This is a genomic window from Bacillus sp. VA13 (genome assembly GCF_055710085.1).
Genome location: NZ_JBVQPP010000002.1, coordinates 293,476 through 311,864 on the forward strand (window position 1 = coordinate 293,476; position 18,389 = coordinate 311,864).

The window sequence follows — 18,389 nt, forward strand, 5'->3', positions numbered from 1 at the left end:
AAAAAAAGCCCATACAACACCACAATAAACAAAAAGCTGCAAACGGGGGTGTCATCTTGCAAAAATATGTTCAATCCGTCTATAAACATGATCCGTTTCACCTTTTTTCAGCAGAGCATGTGGTGACGTTAGCAATCATTGCTCTTTTGGCCATTCTGTTGTTTCTGTTCCGCGAGGCGGTCAAGCGGCCTAAGGTCAGCCAGTTTTTGCGTTATTTGTTTGTGTTTCTGTTGCTTGGTTCGCAAATCGGCTATCAAATATGGATGATTGCCACGGGCAGATGGTCGGTGCGCACTTCATTGCCTCTCCAGCTTAGTGACCTGTCGGTGTATTTGTCGGCCATCATGCTGGTGACCAAAAGCAGGAAGCTGTTTGTATTTTTATATTTTGTCGGCATCGGCAGTTCGATTCAGGCGCTTGCCACTCCTGATCTCGGTATGTTTTCATTTCCGCATATCCGATATATCCTCTTTTTTATTTCTCACGGGTCCGTGTTTCTGTCCTGTCTGCTGATGGCGGTAATTGGGACGTACAGACTCAGACAGCGTTCTTTATGGGGGACTGTCCTTATTGTCAATGTGTACGGCATCTGCATTTATCTGCTTGATCGGTTGCTTGGCGCGAATTATATGTATTTGACGAAAAAACCGGGCGGCTCTTCTCTTTTAGATGTTCTCGGGCCTTGGCCGTGGTACATCGCTTCGGCTGAAGCCATAACGATCGCCAGCTTTTACATCCTATATTGGCTTTATCGCATGTTCAAAAAATGACACCTTTTTTGTTGTATAGCACATTCTGTCTAAAAAAATATTGAAGAATAGTGTTTAATTTTCTGAAATCGGGAATGTAATTTGTACAACACAAAGGGAGATGAATATCATTGAAGAAAGATGAAGTTATGCATATCGTATCATGCGCAGATGATAATTATGCTCGTCATTTAGGTGGGATGTTCGTTTCTTTATTGACAAATATGGATCAGGAGAGAGAGATAAAATTATACGTCATTGATGGCGGAATTAAGCCTGATAACAAAAAAAGACTGGAAGAAACCACATTGAAATTCGGCGTGCCGATTGAGTTTTTAGAAGTGGATACCAATATGTATGAACATGCGGTAGAGAGCAGCCATATTACAAAAGCGGCGTATTACCGCATTTCGATTCCTGACTTAATTAAGGATGAGAGCATCAAACGAATGATTTATATCGATTGTGATGCGATTATTCTTGAGGATATTTCGAAACTGTGGGACTTGGATATTGCTCCATATACGGTTGCTGCTGTTGAGGATGCTGGGCAGCATGAACGCCTGAAAGAAATGAACGTCACTGATACAGGGAAGTATTTTAACTCAGGTATCATGATTATTGATTTTGAACCTTGGAGAAAGCAAAACATCACAGAAAAAGTCATCAACTTTATCAATGAAAACCCGTCTGAAGACTTTCTTGTGCTGCACGACCAAGATGCACTGAATGCGATCTTATATGATAAGTGGTATGAGCTTCACCCGCGCTGGAACGCTCAAACATACATCATGTTAAAACTGAAAACACCTCCGACACTGTTAGGACGGAAGCAATATAATGAAACGAGAGAAAACCCAGCAATCGTGCACTTCTGCGGCGGAGAAAAGCCTTGGAACTCCAATACAAAACATCCGTATCGCGATGAGTATTTCCATTACATGTCCTATACGAAGTGGAATACGATCGGGAACCCGGCCATCAACCAATAAATTGAATATAAAAAACGCTTTTGATCATCTCAAAAGCGTTTTTTTGTTTGCCTCAGCGTGCGACTGACCGCTGGTAAAACCGCTGAATATGCATGGCAATGTAGCACAATTCTTTATCAGGAAACTCAAAGCCGTATTCCTTCTTCACAAAAGTGCCGATGCTTAGGGCACACAGGAAGGCATCCTTAAACTTCTCTTTAATAATGTCGATCATTTCTGCATCCAGCTCGTAAATGGATTCGCCCGCTTTGATATGCTGAATGGCAAAGCGGAGATGGGTCACAAGCCGTTCATAAGAGATGGTATCTTCAACAATATTGATCGCCAGCTGAATTTCAATAATCTCGATAATATCACGGATCATTGTTGTAATATCAAGCGTCTGTGTCATATCACCAGCATTGTTTCTTGCTGTGTGGATGTGCATGGCGATATTGCCGATTTCATCATCAGGAATGTGAATCCCCAGTTTATCTTTAATCAGCGCTCTGGCCCACAAGCCGATCTGGAATTCCTTCGGATAAAGGACTTTGATCTCATTCAGCAGCGGATTTTTGATGACCATCCCATTGCTCAGGCGTTCAATCGCAAAAGAAAGATGGTCTGAAAAAGCGACGTGAATGCGCTCGTTGATTTTAATGTTCAGCTCTTTTTCGGCATGGGAGATAATTTGCTCAGAAATCTGAATATGATCTTCCGGCAATGTTTCTAAAATCTCTTCGAATTGCTTATAGTCAGCTGTATCTTTTCTGACAAAGGTTTTTTCTATTTTTGATGGATCGACAATATCATTCTTCTTTTTGTCGAACGCAATTCCTGCACCTAAGAGAATCTTCTCTTCATTTTGATCCTTTACGACGATAGCATTATGATTTAAGATTCTTTTAATTTTCATAGCTTTTTTGTCCTTTCATCCCCCGTTTTATGAATGAAAACGAATAAATCCATTTATTCTGTCTCTTCTTTAAACCCGAGAAACAATGTAGCTATAAAAGCAGAGACGGCCGCGATCAAAAAACCGATCATATAATGAACAAAATTGGCGGCGCCGAACGGCAGTACGATTGAAATCATCGGAATGCCTGTCAGCCCGTAGGAATTCGACACGACATGTACCGCAACCACGTATGCTCCGCCAATAGCGCCGCCGATGGCAGCTCCGATAAAGGGACGGATCAGTTTGACATTAACCCCGAATACAATCGGCTCTACAATGCCTAAAAACGCGGTCAGGGAAGCGGGGAGCGCAATTTTCTTCAGGCTTGATTGTTTTGTTTTGAAGAAAACCGCAAGCCCCGCTCCGCCTTGGGCCACATTCGCCATCGACCATATCGGCACTAAAAAGTTCACGCCGACATGCGGATCTGCAAGCAGCGTTGCTTCAATCGCATAAAAGCTATGATGCAAGCCGGATAGAACGATAGTGGAGTAGATGCCGCCGAACAGGGCTCCGGCAGCAATGCCGGCGTGATCATAAATATAGACAATCGACTGTGTCATGATTTGGCCGATGATGGACGCGGCGGGATTCATCACAATCAGCGCGAGGCACCCTGTTACCATGACCGTAATAAAAGGAATGATGACGACATCAAGCGACTTCGGCACAATTGATTTTAATAGCTTCTCGATTTGGCTCATGACATACACGGAGAGAAGAATTGGTATAATGGAGCCCTGATAGCCCATCATTGGAATATGCAGCCCCCAGATGTCTAAGGAAGCGGGGGTTTTGCTGCCGAGCATAGACGGGTCCAGCAGATCAGGATGCGTCAGGAGCCCTGCTATGACTGCCCCTAAATATGGGTTGCTGCCAAATTGCCGTGCGGCACTGAAACCGACCAAAATCGGCAGCAAAATAAAGGCTGTGCTGGACACGAGGTCGAGCACTTTGATCCATGGGCTGTCGGCTGCGAACCAGTGAAACACCTTAATCATTCCGATCAGCCCCATAAGCAGGCCGCTTGCTGTTATCGCCGGGATAATCGGCACAAAAATATCGGACAGTGTTTTCGCAAATACGGCGACAGGGCTCAGCTTCCGGCTGGCCTGTTTCTGCTGAACAGGTTTTTCAGAAGGCGCGGCCTCCCACACGTGAACGACTTCTTTATATATTTTGTTGACGACGCCTGCTCCGAAGATAATCTGGAATAACCCATATCGGAAAAAGGTACCCTGCACACCTTGCAGATTTTCAATAGCATGTATATCGATTTTCGTCTCGTCCTTTACCTCAAAACGAAGACGGGTTGTACAATGGCTGATGCTGATAATATTGCTTTTTCCTCCTGCGAGGAGCAATAATTCTTTTGCAATCTCTTTTTGCAAGCAATCAAAACCTCCTTTGCTGAAGAAAAGTCGGCTTGTTCATCGTATCAAATGAAAAGTTGACAATCAAAATGAAAAAAGTGAGAAATACCGGCTGAAAATGACAAAACGTGCAAGGACAACAAAAAATGCCCGCGTCGGTGACGGAGCATTAGAATATGGGGTTGTCCATGGCGCCGTTATGAGCCCAACACGAAAAGAAGAGTTAAAATGCCCTGTTTTTTAGGCACTAATACTCCCTTTGCATCATTGGGTCTTGCCTGCCTGCCAGTCACAATCCCTCCATATGTGGTGATAACTGTAATAACGTCATTTTATGCTGTTCATGGCCGGATAGCAATAGTAGGAAAAGCCTGTGCGTTGAATGGGAAAAAGGTTGTATGTGGTGTTTTTTGGAATGGAAAAAGCCTGTGAGACCCAGAATACAAGTCTTACAGGTTTTTTGGCTACTTTTTCGGTTTGACGGCATTCAGCCGTTTTTGCAGCTTTGTTTTTTCATTGGATGCTTTTAATTGATTCACTGCAGACTGAGCGGATGTCTTTGATTTTTTTGTTTTGTCTTTTTCCGCTTTTTTCACTTTTGCTTTGGCAGTTTCGACTTTTTTTGCTTCGGCTGCCGCCACTTTTTTCTTCACTTTATCTAACCGTTTTTGCAATACCGTTTTGTCCTTGCCTGATTGAAGCTGGTTGACTGCTGATTGTGCTTTTGCCGCATTTGCATCAGTTGATTTCTTTTCAGCTGCAGATACGGATTGCTGCGCCGTTTTCAAATTGGTGCTTTTTACTTTGTTAAGGCGTTTTTGCAGGGACGTTTTTTCTGAACCTGCTGGCAGCTTGCTGACTGCTGATTGTGCGCTGTCGACATCTGTTTTCCTTTTGCTTTTTTCCGCCTTCGCTACTTTCTCTTTCGCCTGCTTCGATGCGATGTAGTGTTTTACTTGGTCTAAGCGTTTTTGCAGGTTCTTTTTGTCTGTTCCATTCGGCAGCTTGTTAATGGCAGCTTGTGCTGTATCAACAGTTTGCTGTGTTTTATACTTTTCTGCCTTTGCGACTTTGTCTTTCGCATCCTTTACATTTCTGTATGACTGTACTTTATCCAGTCTTTTTTTCAGGGCTGTTTTGGCGTCAGAATCCGGCAGCTGGCTGACGAGTTCTCTCGCTTTGTCGATATCGGTTTGTGCTTTTGTTTGTTCTGCTTTTTTCACTGCTTGCTCTGCTGTCGCGTACGCTGAATCTGTTGCCTGCGCTTTATATTGGATTAAGCCGTAGCCAAATTGCTGATCGCGGCCTGCGGTTCCAAGATCAACGATATGTTTCTGCATATCTGCGCGAAGCTGCACGTTTGTCTCGGCAGGATCCCGCTGTTTTAACAAAGCAAACATGGCAGCGGCGTGCGGTGTCGCTTGGGATGTTCCGCTTCCAGTTGCATAATATTGGTTTAAATATGTGCTCGTGATATTTGTTCCCGGCGCTGAAAATTCAACTTCATCTCCAGTTGTTGAGAAGGAGGCAAGCTGATTCTTTTCGTTTGTCGCTGAAACCGCAATGACACTGTTGTATGCTGCCGGATAGTTCACAGGCTTGCCGTTCCCGTCGTTACCGCTTGCGGCAACGAGCAGAATGCCTTGTTTATATGCTTTGTCTACGGCGTCATGAAGGATTTTGCTGTCTGACGTCGTGCCAAGGCTCATATTGACGATGTCCATCCCGTGGGTGATTGACCAGTCGATTCCTTGGAGAAGGCTTTGAAGATCCCCCGAGCCGTTCTGATCAAGCGCTTTAACCGCGTATATTTGTGCTTCCGGTGCGATGCCATCAATTCCGTAGCCGTTATGCTTGGCTCCGATAATCCCTGCGACATGTGTTCCGTGGCCGTTATCATCTTTGTAAGAAGAGGTATAACTGACAGCTGAATACCCGCCGGCAATCGACAGGTCATCGTGGGGGGAGATCCCGCTGTCAATAACTGCAATTTTGACATTTTTGCCTGTCAGTCCTGCCTTCCAAACCTGTTTTGCCTGAATAGGCTCAAGGTTCCATTGCTCGAAGTTGTTAGAGGTGTCAGTGCCGTCTGACAGCACTTTGAAATTCGTACTGCCTGCTGCGGTGAATGAGACATTGTTTTCGACATACAAAATATCAGGGTCCTGTTTTAATTCTTTCACTGTCTCCTGCTCTGCTGTGACCGCTACCGCCGGAAGATGCGTATACTGCTGTTCAACCTCAGCATCGCTGTCCAGGACGGTTTCCTTTCCGGTCTTGTTTTTATAAACCACAATAACCTCTTTTTCGCTGCTGTTTTGCGCATGCGCGAGAGGGCCTATGGCGAGAAAACTGACAAACAGAGTGACTGATACAACAAGCTTGCATAACATGTTTTTCATGATTCATCTCCTTTTTCTATGATGTTTGATATATATATCGGAGAAAAAAGAGAGTTTGACAGTAAGAAGGAAAAATATTTTCATGGACTGGATTGTTCAGCAGCATGTGGATTTTTTCCGCAGGAAGAGGAAATTTTCCAAATGAATTTGTAAGCGTTTTCAAAATAAGATAAAGAAAACATTGCGAAGGTTGTTCACAAAGCAATGAAAAAAGGGGGCTTTTCAGATGAGCGCATTCACTCGGGTGATGGAAGAAAAAATAATGCCTGTCGCTGGGAAAATTGCCGGGCAGCGGCATCTCAGCGCTTTGCGTGACGGAATTATCCTGACCATGCCGCTGATTATTATCGGGTCTGTCTTTTTGATTTTAACGAGCCTGCCGATTCCCGGTTATGCTGATTTCATGACGAGTGTGTTTGGGAAAGAGTGGGCGGATAAGCTCGGTTATCCCGTTAATGCTTCATTTGATATTATGGCGATGATCGCCGCTTTTGGAATCGCCTATCGTCTTGCGGAAAGCTATGGTGTCGATGCCCTTTCTGCCGGAGCGATATCAATTGCCGCATTTCTATTGGCAACGCCGTTCGAGGTGCCGTTTACGCCGGATGGCTCAACGGAATCCATCTTGGTCGGTGGCGGAATCCCGATTACACTGCTTGGCAGCAAGGGTTTATTTGTCGCCATGCTGATCGCTTTGTTTTCAACTGAAATGTATCGGTACATTATTCAAAAAAATATCGTCTTCAAAATGCCAGACGGCGTGCCGCCGGCGGTAAGTAAATCATTTGTCGCGCTGATTCCCGGCTTTATCATTGTGTTTCTCGTGTGGCTGGCACGTCTTCTGATTGAAATGACGCCTTTTCAGAGCCTGCACAATGTCGTAGGAGACCTGCTTGGCACACCGCTTTCCATTCTTGGCGGCAGTCTCGGCGGGAGCCTGATTGCTGAATTTGTGCAGATGCTGCTTTGGTCGTGCGGGATTCACGGAGCTTCAATCATTGGCGGAATCATGGCGCCGATTTGGTATGGCGCGATGGATGCCAACCGTCTCGCGTTCCAAGCGGGAGAGGCGCTGCCAAGTATTTTCACAACCCAGTTTTTTCAAATTTGGATTAATGTCGGCGGAAGCGGAGCGACGCTGGCGCTTGTCCTGACGATGCTTGTGCGTTCCCGGAGCAAACAAATGAAGCAGCTTGGCCGATTAGGGATTGGACCTGCGCTATTTAATATCAACGAGCCGATCATTTTCGGCATGCCGATTGTCATGAACCCGCTCCTCATTGTTCCATTCATCATCGCACCACTCCTCACGATTACAGCAACTTATATCGGCATGAGCACTGGACTGGTAGCAAGGCCGGCCGGAATCGCCGTGCCATGGACGATGCCGCCGCTCATATCAGGCTACCTGGCGACAGGCGGAAAGGTATCGGGCGCCGTTATGCAGCTGGTGAATCTGCTGATCACCTGCGCCATCTACTATCCGTTTTTCAGAATATGGGATCATCAAAAATGGAAGGAAGAGAGTGCGGTTGAATCCGGGGGATGAAAATGTGTCGTGATGTAAGCTGTTATAGATCATCAGCTGTTAATGGGCTGATGATCTTCTTTCAACTATAAGTAAATGTTAGAATATGTAAAGGGGGTGCGCATGCTGGAATACATATGGTTAGATGACGAATCACCAATCTTGAAACAAATACCAATTGAATATACATCAGCTGTTATTTTATTTTCTCCTTTTATTCAAATGCCTGAAGGATGGGAAAAAGCAAAGAGAAAAAATAATGATGAGCATATTTATCCATATGATGAGGAAATAAGGGAAAAAGGCAAAGCCGTTTCATGGAAGAAGGTTATGTCCTCTTGCGGCTTTCAAACGCATGCTGAGCTGGCGCTTGCGTTAACGACATCGATAGGCGCCTTAAGGGATGAGTGCGCGAGAGGAGATTTGGCTGAACTTTTACATGCAAACGTAAAAAGAGATCTCTTTTATCCTAGCGAGGACCATATTTCAAATTTTCATATTCCCAGTTTGATGAAAGTGCTTAGTTACAACGGGTCCAATCAGTTTTATTACTCAGAACCGATTTGGGAAAACAGCGGCTTTCTGGACATAACTGAGGCTAACTTGCGGACGGTTCTTGATGATGCCGCCGCAGAGCTCATTTTAACTGATAAGAAAATGGACTTTGTGTTTATGAGTGTATATGACTCATTTATTAATGTCTTTTTAGCGAAAGGTGAAAATGTCAATGAGTTGGTTCAGCGTATGGGCTGGGAAGCCATGATCTGCGACGAGTCAACGTATATCAGTTGGTATAGATAAAAAAGAACGTACATTACATAATGTACGTTCTTTATTTTTATCTCTGAAAGAACTCAATCCACTCACCGTCAGGACCTTCGATATAGAAGTAACGGTACCCGTTTGGAAGTGTTGTGATCTCCTCGTCGATAAATGTCGCGTTCATTCTTTCCGCTTTTGTATATTCAGCCGCGATGTCATCCGTCAGCAGGGCAATGTGGTGCACTTTTCCTTCGACAGGAAGCTCGCTGCTGTAACCTTGAATCAGTTCGATTTCCGTTTCCGGACCGTCTTCAAAACCGAGAAAAGCAAGCTCGATCACACCGTTCGTGTGTGTGATGCGATCCTTCAATTTCATGCCGAGAACCTCTTCATAAAATGTGATGGACGCGTTGATATCCCTTACCATAATGCCTGTATGATCAATTCGTTTTGCCATGCTGCTCCTCCTCGTAACTCTTATTTGTCTATCGTAGAAAAACCTTTCCTTTCTGTCAATGCAGACAACTTGGCGTTTTGTGGTACGATAAGAGAAAGCATACAGAAAGAGGACGAATAGATATGAAGCTACTCACCCTAAAAATAGCGCATACTGCAAAAATCAAAAAAGGCTATCCGCTCATCGATAAGGAAGCTCTCGCAGGGAGTGCGGGGCACGTGAAAGAAGGAGACCTCGTTGATATCGTGTCAGAGAGCGGCGAGTTTCTCGCGCGAGGTTATTATGGCCTGCAAAACAAAGGGGTCGGCTGGACGCTTACCCGCAATAAACAAGAACAGATTGACCAAGCATTTTTTCTCAGCAAATTATCAAAAGCGGTCCAAGCACGCGCCAAACTATTCGCTGCCCAAGATACAACGGCTTTCCGCCTGTTCAACGGTGAGGGAGACGGCGTCGGCGGCGTCACGATCGACTATTATGACGGCTACCTGCTGGTTCAATGGTACAGCAAAGGCATTTACACCTTTAAAGACATGCTGATTTCCGCTTTGGATGAGCTGGATCTTGATTATAAAGCGATTTACGAGAAAAAACGCTTCGACACGGCTGGACAATACGTTGAAGATGATGACTTCGTGAAAGGGAAAAGAGGCGAGTTCCCGATCATCATCCAGGAGAATGGCATTCAATACGCGGTGGACCTGAATGAAGGCGCTATGACGGGCATCTTTTTGGATCAAAGACATGTGCGCAAGGCCATTAGAGCCCGCTATGCAAAAGGAAAAACAGTGTTAAATACGTTTTCTTATACGGGTGCATTTTCCGTGGCAGCGGCGCTTGGCGGAGCGGAGAAAACAACAAGCGTGGACGTGGCAAACCGAAGCCTGGCCAAAACGATCGAACAATTCAGCGTGAACAAGCTGGATTTCGAGGCACACGACATTAAAGTGATGGACGTGTTTAAGTATTTTTCGTATGCGGCGAAAAAGGATCTGCTCTTTGATCTGATTATTCTCGACCCGCCTTCCTTTGCCCGCACAAAAAAACGCACCTTCAGCGCGGCCAAGGATTATAAAAACCTGCTGAAAGAAACGATCGCCATCACAGCTGACAAGGGCATCATCGTTGCTTCCACAAACAGCAGCGCCTTCAGCATGAAGAAATTCAAAGGCTTTATTGATGCCGCCTTTAAAGAAACAAATGAACGCTACACAATCATTGAGGAATTTACGCTGCCGGAGGATTTTAAAACGATTTCAGCGTTTCCGGAAGGCAACTACCTAAAAGTGGTCTTTCTGCAGAAAAAATAAAGCTGCCCTGTTCAGGAGCAGCTTTTTTCTATGTAGAAATGATTTTCTGGACGCGGCCGATGCGGCCATCTTCAAGCCGGACTTTAATGCCGTGCGGATGAAAGCTCGATTTCGTCAAAATATCCTTCACTGTCCCTCTCGTCAGTTTTCCTGTTTTTTGATCTGCCTTCAATACAATATCCACCTGTAATCCTTTTGAAATGCTGCTTCGCTCTTGCCCGTTCATAGCGCACATCCTTTCTTTTTTCATTATAGTCATTATGGTTTAAAAGTAACAGCCGGCTGATGAAGTGTATTTTTGTTTTTTTCTGCCTTCATTAAATATAATGTCAGCCCAAAGCCTGCTATGCTCAGCATGCCAAAAAGCAAGTAGACTGCGAAGATGGACACGTAGTCAAAAATGTAGCCGCCTGCAAATGTACAGAACCAGTTGCCGAATCCATTGCCGATGGCCGCGTACATGGTCAGCGCCGTCGCTTCAACGTGGCTAGGAGTAATCTTTTTTACGTATTGAAGCGCCGCGGGGATAAATAAACCGATGGCCACTCCTTGAAGAAAGACCGTCGCATAAATGAGCCATAATGAAGGCGCTGTGAAATAGAGCGCCCACCTGAATAATGAGACCCCGCCTGACAGCATAATGACGTTTAAAAGCCCCATTTTATCTATAAATGTTTGGGCAAATCGCATAAATGGAATTTCCGAAATCACGCCGATGAAAAATAAAATGCCGATAGCGGAAAGTGACGCGCCGCTTTTGTCCAGAAAAAGACTGAAATACGTATTGTTCGCTAAGTTTGGAGCAAATGTTGTAAAGGTGATGATCATAAAGATGAGGAACGTTTTGTTGCTGATAAGCTCACGGAATCCTTTGCGGATATTGACCTTTGTTTTTGTTTTCTGCTGGCCCGGCATTTGTGAGGCCAATATGGCGGCAATGCACAGAAAGGCACAGCCAAAGATAAAGATCACGTGAATGGGATACAGCTGATTCGTCACTTGTCCCATGACAAACACTGCGACGCCGAAGCCGAGAGAACCAAACAGGCGGATTCCGCCGTAGTTGCCGTTTGTTTCTTGTGTGTACCTTAGTGAAATGCTGTCCGATAATGGAATAATCGTGCTTTGAAAGGCTGCAAAACAGGCTGCAATCAAAATAAACATAGGAAAGCCGTCAAATGCAATATAGCCTAATCCCATGATGCCTGTGATTGATGTGCAAACGGCCAGCAGGCTTTTCGTTTTTTGCGTATAGTCGCTCAGCATGCCCCAAAAGGGCTGAAAGAAAATCATCACAATCGGGCCGAGTGACATGATCAAGCCGACCTGTGATCCGCTTACATGCTGTTCTTTCGTTAAATACATACTGAGTAAGGGAATAATGCTGCCCGTGCCAAGAAAAGCAAACAAATAAAAACCTCTTAACGCGGCGTAATGCCGTCTCACCTGCAAGTTGTGCATGGGGTGCCTCCTTTGGTATCCACAAATTACATTATATTGGAATCCGCCAGCTTTTCAATAAGGGGAAACACATAAAAAAAACTGCCCTTGAGAGGACAGTTTTTTCTTACATAAATGAAAGTAAAAACGGCGCTGCGCAAAGCGTCATAATCGCAGCTAAGATCATTGACACGCTGGAAATCGTACCGGACACAGAGCTGAGTTCAAATGCTTTTGACGTTCCCGCGCCGTGTGCGCTTGTGCCGAGCAGCACGCCCCGCGCAATTTCATTATCAATGCGGAAATAGCGGATGACCATCGGGCCGATCACTGTGCCGAACAGAGCAGTTAAAATCACAAACACGGCTGTAACGGCAGGCATTCCGCCGATCATTTCAGATACGTTCATTGCGATCGGCGTTGTCACTGATCTCGGGACGAGGCTGTCAATTAAGCCGGTGCCGAGGTGAAGCCATTTCGCAATAAGAGCGGTTGAAATAATCGCGATACATGAACCGACGGCCACATTCAAAATAATTTCCACTGCGTATTTCTTTAAAACAGGGAAATATTTATAAAGCGGGATCGCGAATGCCACGGTGGCCGGCTGAAGCATATCGGTCAGCAATCCGCCGCCGAGATTATATGACTCGTACGGGACATTCACCAGCAGCAGCAGACCGACTAACACAGCGGGCGTCACCAATAGCGGCGACGTATAGACACGCGGAAAGCGTTGATATACCTTTTTTGCTCCTAAATACACCAAAACCGTTAAAAACAAACTTACAATTCCGATGAACACGTATGTTTTTTCTCCTTTCTTTTTGCAATGATTTGTGTAAGCGTTCCTGTAGACACCATCACGACAAATGTGCTGATGATGACAACAAGCAGAATGCTGACACCAAATTTCGACATAATGTCTCCGTATTCAATCACTCCGACGGCAGACGGGATAAAAAATAAAAGCAGCTCCCCGAGAAGCCACGCCGCGCCAAGCTCTATCCATTCAAGCTTGATGATTTTAAAGTGTAATAATGTGAAGAGTATCACAATCCCAATTATACTGCCGGGAATATTTATATGAAGAAGGGCTGTCACCCAATTAATCAGCCGAGCAAATATAAATAACAGAGCGATTTGAATAACGGTTAGCAACAGTTTTTTCATATTGATGCCTCCCTTATATTCATATTGTACATAAGGTCTCTCTATAGGTAAAATATATATAAAGAATAATAAGTATTCCTTTTGTCTATAGAAAGGGTGAAACCCATGGATATCCGCCATTTAACATATTTCTTGGAAGTCGCCCGTTTAAAAAGCTTTACGAAGGCTTCCCAATCCCTTTATGTTTCTCAGCCGACGATATCAAAAATGATCAAAAATTTAGAAGAAGAACTCGGGATTGAACTGTTTTACCGAAACGGCAGGCAGGTGGATCTGACTGACGCCGGCCAGAGCATGTATGTGCAGGCGCAGGAAATTATTAAATCATTTCAAAACCTGACGTCAGAATTAAATGATATTATGGAGGTCAAGAAAGGGCACGTACGGATTGGACTGCCGCCGATGATTGGATCGGGATTTTTCCCGAGAGTGCTCGGCGATTTTCGTGAAAACTATCCGAATATCACCTTTCAGCTAGTCGAAGACGGTTCTATAAAAGTCCAAGAAGGTGTCGGGGACGGTTCACTTGATATCGGCGTTGTCGTTCTTCCTGCAAACGAAGACATCTTTCATTCGTTTACAATCGTAAAAGAAACCTTAATGCTTGTCGTTCACCCTTCCCACCGGCTGGCAGGCGAAAAAGAGTGCAGGCTGCGTGAGTTGAAGGACGAGCCTTTTATTTTCTTCAGGGAGGATTTTGTCCTGCACAATCGAATTATGACAGAATGTATCAAAGCTGGATTCCGGCCTCATATCATTTATGAAACCTCACAATGGGATTTTATCAGTGAGATGGTGTCAGCCAACCTTGGAATCGGGCTTTTGCCGGAACGAATCTGCCGCGGACTTGACCCGGAAAAAGTGAAAGTCATTCCGCTTGTCGATCCGGTCATCCCTTGGCACCTCGCCATTATTTGGAGAAAAGACCGCTACTTGTCCTTTGCGGCCAGAGCTTGGCTCGAACATACGAAATCGTATTTATGGGACCCGAAAAAAGAGAGTAAAGGATGATGCAAACATGGATGCACAATCAGCAGCAAAATGTCTTACTGCTGTCCGCCAGCATAGCCCTCTGGTGCACAGCATAACCAATAATGTCGTAACGAATTTTACAGCAAACGGCCTGCTCGCCCTCGGCGCATCACCTGTTATGGCGTACGCGAAAGAAGAGGTCGCGGACATGGCGAAGATTGCGGGTGCACTTGTTTTAAATATCGGAACGCTGAGCAAGGAGTCTGTCGAAGCGATGATCATCGCGGGAAAATCAGCTAATGAACATGGTGTTCCTGTCATTCTTGACCCTGTCGGCGCCGGAGCAACACCGTTCCGTACTCAATCGGCGCGTGACATCATTCGTGAGGTGCGCCTCTCTGCGATCAGAGGAAATGCTGCGGAAATTGCCCATACCGTTGGTGTGACCGATTGGCTGATCAAAGGTGTTGATGCGGGAGGAGACGGAGGAGACATCATCCGGCTCGCCCAGCAGGCGGCACATAAGCTAAACACAGTCATCGCGATTACCGGTGAAGTGGATGTGATTGCCGACACGTCAAACGTATATACCCTTCATAACGGCCACAAGCTGCTGACGAAAGTGACAGGCGCCGGATGCCTGCTGACTTCTGTTGTCGGTGCGTTTTGCGCTGTGGAAGAAAATCCAATGTTTGCTGCTATCGCTGCCATTTCTTCGTATGGGGTCGCAGCTCAGCTTGCCGCACAGCAGACAGCTGACAAAGGTCCGGGAAGCTTTCAGATTGAATTGCTGAACAAGCTTTCATCTGTTACTGAACAAGACGTCCAAGAACTGGCGACAATAGAAAGGGTGACTGTCTCATGACACGTATTTCTCGGGAAATGATGAAAGAGTTATTATCTGTTTACTTCATTATGGGGTCAAACAATACGAAAGCCGATTCTGTCACGGTCGTACAAAAAGCGTTAAAAGGCGGCGCCACTCTGTACCAGTTTCGTGAAAAGGGCGGGGATGCGCTGACAGGAGAGGCGAGGATTGAATTTGCTAAAAAAGTGCAAGAAGCCTGCCGTGAAGCCGGTGTTCCTTTCATTGTCAATGATGATGTGGAGTTGGCTCTGAAACTGGAGGCTGACGGTATCCATATCGGCCAGGAAGACGCCAACGCAAAAGAAGTAAGAGACGCTATAGGGGATATGATTCTTGGCGTTTCCACCCATACAATGTCTGAGGTGAAGCAAGCCGAAGAAGATGGCGCAGATTATGTCGGACTCGGGCCAATCTACCCGACAGAAACGAAAAAGGATACGAGGGCTGTACAAGGTGTATCTCTCATCGAAGCGGTCCGCCGTCAAGGTATCGACATTCCGATTGTGGGCATCGGCGGCATCACAATCGAAAATGCCGCACCTGTTATCCAAGCGGGGGCCGACGGTGTCAGTATGATCAGCGCCATCAGTCAGGCGGAGGATCCAGAGGGTGCCGCACGCAAGTTTCATGAAGAAATTCAAACGTATAAAACAAGAAGATAAACGTTCTTCTTCCTTCAAAAGGCTGTTCTATAAAGGACAGCCTTTTTGCTTTATATCAAGGTTTTCAGACCTTCAAATTTTAATTGACAAAGAACAGGAACTGGCTATGATTATGTTATATAATGATAATCATTTTCAATTATAGGGGGAGCATGATGACTCGGGGGCTGGCGCTTATTTTATTTAGCTTGTTGATGGTTTTCGGTTCTGCGGCACATGCGGAAGACGATCCGATTGCTGCGCTGATTCAATTAAACAAGCAAATGATCGAATCCGTAAAAGGCGGAGATATGGACTCGGCACAACAAACGTTTGAAACATTCAAGGCAAAGTGGAAAAAAGAAGAACCTTCTATTAAGAAAGAAAATCTATCTTCCCACAGCAAAATGGACTCAAATATCGCGATGATTTCTCTTTCTTTTATTAATCAAGACGCAGACAAGCTCAAAACACAGCTTGAAGAGCTTTCTTCCCATTTAGAAACCTATCAGCAGGCTGTCGTGCTGAAAAAGACATCCTCGGGTCAATCAAGGGCGTCCTTAACAGCCTATATACAAAGCCTGAAAGACACAAAACAGTTAATAGAAAAAAAACAATTGGATGAAGCGTCATCTGCAATCGACAATTTAATTACATCCTGGCTCGCTGTTGAGGGAGACGTCGTTTCCCAATCGAAAGAAGCCTATACGAGATCAGAGGAAAACCTGGCGCTGATGAAAGCTGAGATCGGCAGCCATCCCGAAAAGGTATCAAAGCAAATTGACGAAATGATTCAATTGCTCGAGCCGATCGCTTCAAGCAGCTACAGCTGGTGGGATGCTGCGCTGATCCCGATTCGTGAAGGGATGGAGGCCCTGCTAGTCATCGGGGCGCTTTTAACCATGACAAAGAAAGCCCGTGTCACGCGTTCCTCGGCATGGATCTGGGGCGGGGCGTCCGCCGGAATGGTTGTGTCCCTGGCAGCCGGCATCGGTGTCACGCTTTTGTTCTCTTCCAGCGTATTCGGAGAAAACAACTTCTTGCTTGGCGGAATTACCGGCGTACTGTCCGCTGTCATGCTTTTATATGTCGGGGTGTGGCTGCACAGAAACGCCTCAATGGATAAATGGAGAGAAAAAATCAATATCCAGAAGTCACAGGCACTGAAAAAACGAAGCCTGCTTTCCTTTGCGCTCATTGCATTTCTGGCAGTTGTTAGAGAAGGGCTCGAAACAGTCATTTTTTTCATCGGGCTTGTCGGGAAGCTTCCGCTCACTGAACTGATCGGCGGAACTGCCGCGGGGCTTATTGTTCTCGTCATCGTCGGTGTTTTAATGATCAAGCTCGGAATGCGTATTCCATTAAAGCCGTTTTTCCTGCTGTCCATGGCGGTCGTCCTGTATATGTGCGTGAAATTTCTCGGAACAGGCGTTCACAGCCTTCAGCTGGGGGGCATTCTCCCGTCTGATGCGGAGAGCTGGCTGCCGTCTGTATCGGTGCTTGGAATTTATCCGTCCGTGTACAGTACGATTCCACAATTGCTGATTTTACTCTTTTTACTGATTGCGCTTGTCTCAGAAATGGCAAAACATTTTACAAACGGAAAGGAACTGACAAAATGAATTTCACAAAAATCGCTGTATCAGCCGGATGCATCCTTGCGCTGTGTGCAGGTTGCGGAGCCAATGACACATCTTCATCCAAAGAAAAAGCTTCATCTGAAAAAAGCGGGGTCACTAAAGAGATCACCGCATCCGTAGATAAAATGGAGACCATCATTTCCAAGCTGAATGATTCAGCGGAAAAAGGCGACCAAAAAGAGATTGAAAAGAAGGGGAAAGAGTTAAACAGCTACTGGCTTTCCTTTGAAAATGATATTCGCGGCGACTATCCGTTCGAATATACAGAGATCGAAAAGCACCTTCAGCCCATCTATACAGAAGCGCAGAAAGACAAACCGGATACAGACAAAATCAAGACAGAATCCGAGTCGCTGAAAGCGTCCTTAGAGGACTTGACAGAAGCGAAGAAGAGCAGCAAAAAGGCAAGCGATCAGCTGGCAAAAGCAGCGGACGAATATAAAGACTATGTCAAAGAGCAGAGCGATCAGCTTGTCAAAGCGACTGAAGCATTTACAAGCGCCGTCAAATCCGGCGATATCGAAAAATCTAAAACATTATATGGAAAAGCACGTGTTTATTACGAGCGAATCGAACCGATCGCTGAAAGCCTCGGAGATCTTGATCCAAAAATTGATGCCCGTGAAAACGACGTAGAAGAAGGGGACAAATGGACAGGTTTCCATAAGCTTGAGAAAGCCATTTGGAAGGATCAAGATATTTCCGGGGAAAAGGCAACAGCTGACCAGCTTCTCAAGGATGTAAAAGAGCTTGACGGTTCAATTGAATCACTGAAATTAACACCTGAACAAATTGTAGCAGGCGCGATGGAGCTTCTGAACGAAGCCGGCATTTCGAAAATCACGGGAGAAGAAGAGCGCTACTCACGAATCGATTTAGTCGACCTCATGGCGAATGTAGAAGGCTCCGAAGCTGTTTATCAAACAGTAAAAAGCGCGCTTGTTAAAGATCACTCTGACCTGACGGAAAAACTGGATACGGAGTTCAGCGAATTTGAAGTTTTAATGGCAAAATACAAAACAAATGATCAGTCCTATACGTCTTATGATAAATTAAGTGAAGATCAAATCAGAGAGCTGAGCACAAAGCTGACGACTCTTTCTGAAACCATGTCGAAGATTGCGAATGTGCTATAAAAGGAGTTT

At 45.4% G+C, this 18,389-nt stretch carries 18 protein-coding genes; 10 read left to right on the top strand and 8 right to left on the bottom strand.

Annotation, left to right across the window (positions count from 1 at the left end; translation table 11 throughout):
- The first annotated feature begins 56 nt into the window (after positions 1-56).
- Together AC0C66_RS09685 and AC0C66_RS09690 are read left to right on the top strand one after the other, a co-directional pair.
- A complete protein-coding gene (locus AC0C66_RS09685; RefSeq protein ID WP_461845882.1) occupies positions 57-770 on the top strand; it encodes a YwaF family protein in 714 nt (237 codons plus the stop codon).
- A 110-nt stretch (positions 771-880) separates the two neighbouring features.
- Positions 881-1,741, top strand: a complete 861-nt coding sequence (locus AC0C66_RS09690; protein ID WP_014115643.1) for a glycosyltransferase family 8 protein — start codon at positions 881-883, stop codon at positions 1,739-1,741.
- Between the two features lie 52 nt (positions 1,742-1,793).
- Here the strand turns inward: AC0C66_RS09690 and sacY are convergent, their stop codons facing one another.
- The 3 genes from sacY to AC0C66_RS09705 form a co-directional block, all read right to left on the bottom strand.
- Positions 1,794-2,636 carry a transcription antiterminator SacY gene (sacY, locus tag AC0C66_RS09695; protein ID WP_061186566.1) on the bottom strand — a complete coding sequence of 281 codons (843 nt, stop codon included), beginning with the start codon at positions 2,634-2,636 and terminating at the stop codon, positions 1,794-1,796.
- A gap of 53 nt (positions 2,637-2,689) precedes the next feature.
- Positions 2,690-4,069, bottom strand: a complete 1,380-nt coding sequence (gene sacX, locus AC0C66_RS09700; RefSeq protein WP_072182111.1) for a SacY negative regulator SacX — start codon at positions 4,067-4,069, stop codon at positions 2,690-2,692.
- 446 nt (positions 4,070-4,515) lie between these two features.
- The gene (locus AC0C66_RS09705; RefSeq protein ID WP_461845883.1) at positions 4,516-6,453 is read right to left on the bottom strand and encodes a S8 family peptidase; all 1,938 of its coding nucleotides are present in this window, start codon (positions 6,451-6,453) and stop codon (positions 4,516-4,518) included.
- Positions 6,454-6,679: 226 nt separating this feature from the next.
- On the opposite strand from AC0C66_RS09705, the gene celB reads away from it, so the two are divergent.
- Both celB and AC0C66_RS09715 read left to right on the top strand, forming a co-directional pair.
- Complete coding sequence (gene celB, locus AC0C66_RS09710) at positions 6,680-8,002, top strand: PTS cellobiose transporter subunit IIC (RefSeq protein WP_072182113.1); 1,323 nt, start codon at positions 6,680-6,682, stop codon at positions 8,000-8,002.
- Between the two features lie 102 nt (positions 8,003-8,104).
- Positions 8,105-8,782: a DUF2711 family protein gene (locus tag AC0C66_RS09715; protein ID WP_461845884.1), complete on the top strand. Its 678-nt coding sequence runs from the start codon at positions 8,105-8,107 to the stop codon at positions 8,780-8,782.
- 37 nt (positions 8,783-8,819) lie between these two features.
- Here AC0C66_RS09715 and glxA read toward each other — a convergent pair whose 3' ends face one another.
- A complete protein-coding gene (gene glxA, locus AC0C66_RS09720) occupies positions 8,820-9,200 on the bottom strand; it encodes a glyoxalase GlxA (protein ID WP_072182115.1) in 381 nt (126 codons plus the stop codon).
- A gap of 122 nt (positions 9,201-9,322) precedes the next feature.
- Here glxA and AC0C66_RS09725 point away from each other — a divergent pair, with 122 nt between their 5' ends.
- Positions 9,323-10,510 carry a class I SAM-dependent rRNA methyltransferase gene (locus AC0C66_RS09725; RefSeq protein WP_472973553.1) on the top strand — a complete coding sequence of 396 codons (1,188 nt, stop codon included), beginning with the start codon at positions 9,323-9,325 and terminating at the stop codon, positions 10,508-10,510.
- Positions 10,511-10,538: 28 nt separating this feature from the next.
- On the opposite strand, the gene AC0C66_RS09730 is transcribed toward AC0C66_RS09725, so the two are convergent.
- From AC0C66_RS09730 to AC0C66_RS09745, 4 genes are all read right to left on the bottom strand, one after another.
- On the bottom strand, positions 10,539-10,736 hold the full coding sequence (locus tag AC0C66_RS09730; RefSeq protein ID WP_003222222.1) for a YwbE family protein: 198 nt from the start codon (positions 10,734-10,736) through the stop codon (positions 10,539-10,541).
- 32 nt (positions 10,737-10,768) lie between these two features.
- Entirely contained in the window at positions 10,769-11,971 is a 1,203-nt protein-coding gene (locus tag AC0C66_RS09735; RefSeq protein WP_072182117.1) for an MFS transporter, read from the bottom strand.
- A 106-nt stretch (positions 11,972-12,077) separates the two neighbouring features.
- Positions 12,078-12,755 (bottom strand): CidB/LrgB family autolysis modulator, encoded by a 678-nt coding sequence (locus AC0C66_RS09740; RefSeq protein ID WP_014478359.1) that lies wholly within the window; start codon positions 12,753-12,755, stop codon positions 12,078-12,080.
- Positions 12,737-13,123, bottom strand: coding sequence for a CidA/LrgA family holin-like protein (locus AC0C66_RS09745; protein WP_003222205.1), 387 nt, complete (start codon positions 13,121-13,123; stop codon positions 12,737-12,739). The genes AC0C66_RS09740 and AC0C66_RS09745 overlap by 19 nt, the downstream gene beginning before the upstream one ends.
- A 105-nt stretch (positions 13,124-13,228) precedes the next feature.
- On the opposite strand from AC0C66_RS09745, the gene cidR reads away from it, so the two are divergent.
- The 5 genes from cidR (at position 13,229) to efeM (ending at position 18,380) form a co-directional block, all read left to right on the top strand.
- Positions 13,229-14,134: a cidABC operon transcriptional activator CidR gene (gene cidR, locus AC0C66_RS09750; protein ID WP_014115634.1), complete on the top strand. Its 906-nt coding sequence runs from the start codon at positions 13,229-13,231 to the stop codon at positions 14,132-14,134.
- Positions 14,135-14,141: 7 nt separating this feature from the next.
- A complete protein-coding gene (gene thiM / locus AC0C66_RS09755) occupies positions 14,142-14,960 on the top strand; it encodes a hydroxyethylthiazole kinase (RefSeq protein WP_072182118.1) in 819 nt (272 codons plus the stop codon).
- On the top strand, positions 14,957-15,625 hold the full coding sequence (thiE, locus tag AC0C66_RS09760; RefSeq protein WP_072182119.1) for a thiamine phosphate synthase: 669 nt from the start codon (positions 14,957-14,959) through the stop codon (positions 15,623-15,625). The genes thiM and thiE overlap by 4 nt, the downstream gene beginning before the upstream one ends.
- A 155-nt stretch (positions 15,626-15,780) precedes the next feature.
- Complete coding sequence (efeU, locus tag AC0C66_RS09765) at positions 15,781-17,226, top strand: ferrous ion permease EfeU (protein WP_461845890.1); 1,446 nt, start codon at positions 15,781-15,783, stop codon at positions 17,224-17,226.
- A complete protein-coding gene (gene efeM, locus AC0C66_RS09770; protein WP_088680046.1) occupies positions 17,223-18,380 on the top strand; it encodes an iron uptake system lipoprotein EfeM in 1,158 nt (385 codons plus the stop codon). The genes efeU and efeM overlap by 4 nt, the downstream gene beginning before the upstream one ends.
- Positions 18,381-18,389: the final 9 nt, after the last annotated feature.

Bases quoted from the DNA above. Each gene is read 5' to 3' on its own strand.
- AC0C66_RS09725 (WP_472973553.1), top strand. From the start codon at position 9,323: ATGAAGCTACTCACCCTAAAAATAGCGCATACTGCAAAAATCAAAAAA.
- cidR (WP_014115634.1), top strand. From the start codon at position 13,229: ATGGATATCCGCCATTTAACATATTTCTTGGAAGTCGCCCGTTTAAAA.
- sacY (WP_061186566.1), bottom strand. From the start codon at position 2,636: ATGAAAATTAAAAGAATCTTAAATCATAATGCTATCGTCGTAAAGGAT.
- AC0C66_RS09730 (WP_003222222.1), bottom strand. From the start codon at position 10,736: ATGAACGGGCAAGAGCGAAGCAGCATTTCAAAAGGATTACAGGTGGAT.
- glxA (WP_072182115.1), bottom strand. From the start codon at position 9,200: ATGGCAAAACGAATTGATCATACAGGCATTATGGTAAGGGATATCAAC.
- AC0C66_RS09735 (WP_072182117.1), bottom strand. From the start codon at position 11,971: ATGCACAACTTGCAGGTGAGACGGCATTACGCCGCGTTAAGAGGTTTT.
- thiE (WP_072182119.1), top strand. From the start codon at position 14,957: ATGACACGTATTTCTCGGGAAATGATGAAAGAGTTATTATCTGTTTAC.
- celB (WP_072182113.1), top strand. From the start codon at position 6,680: ATGAGCGCATTCACTCGGGTGATGGAAGAAAAAATAATGCCTGTCGCT.
- efeM (WP_088680046.1), top strand. From the start codon at position 17,223: ATGAATTTCACAAAAATCGCTGTATCAGCCGGATGCATCCTTGCGCTG.
- AC0C66_RS09745 (WP_003222205.1), bottom strand. From the start codon at position 13,123: ATGAAAAAACTGTTGCTAACCGTTATTCAAATCGCTCTGTTATTTATA.
- thiM (WP_072182118.1), top strand. From the start codon at position 14,142: ATGGATGCACAATCAGCAGCAAAATGTCTTACTGCTGTCCGCCAGCAT.
- efeU (WP_461845890.1), top strand. From the start codon at position 15,781: ATGACTCGGGGGCTGGCGCTTATTTTATTTAGCTTGTTGATGGTTTTC.
- AC0C66_RS09715 (WP_461845884.1), top strand. From the start codon at position 8,105: ATGCTGGAATACATATGGTTAGATGACGAATCACCAATCTTGAAACAA.
- AC0C66_RS09705 (WP_461845883.1), bottom strand. From the start codon at position 6,453: ATGAAAAACATGTTATGCAAGCTTGTTGTATCAGTCACTCTGTTTGTC.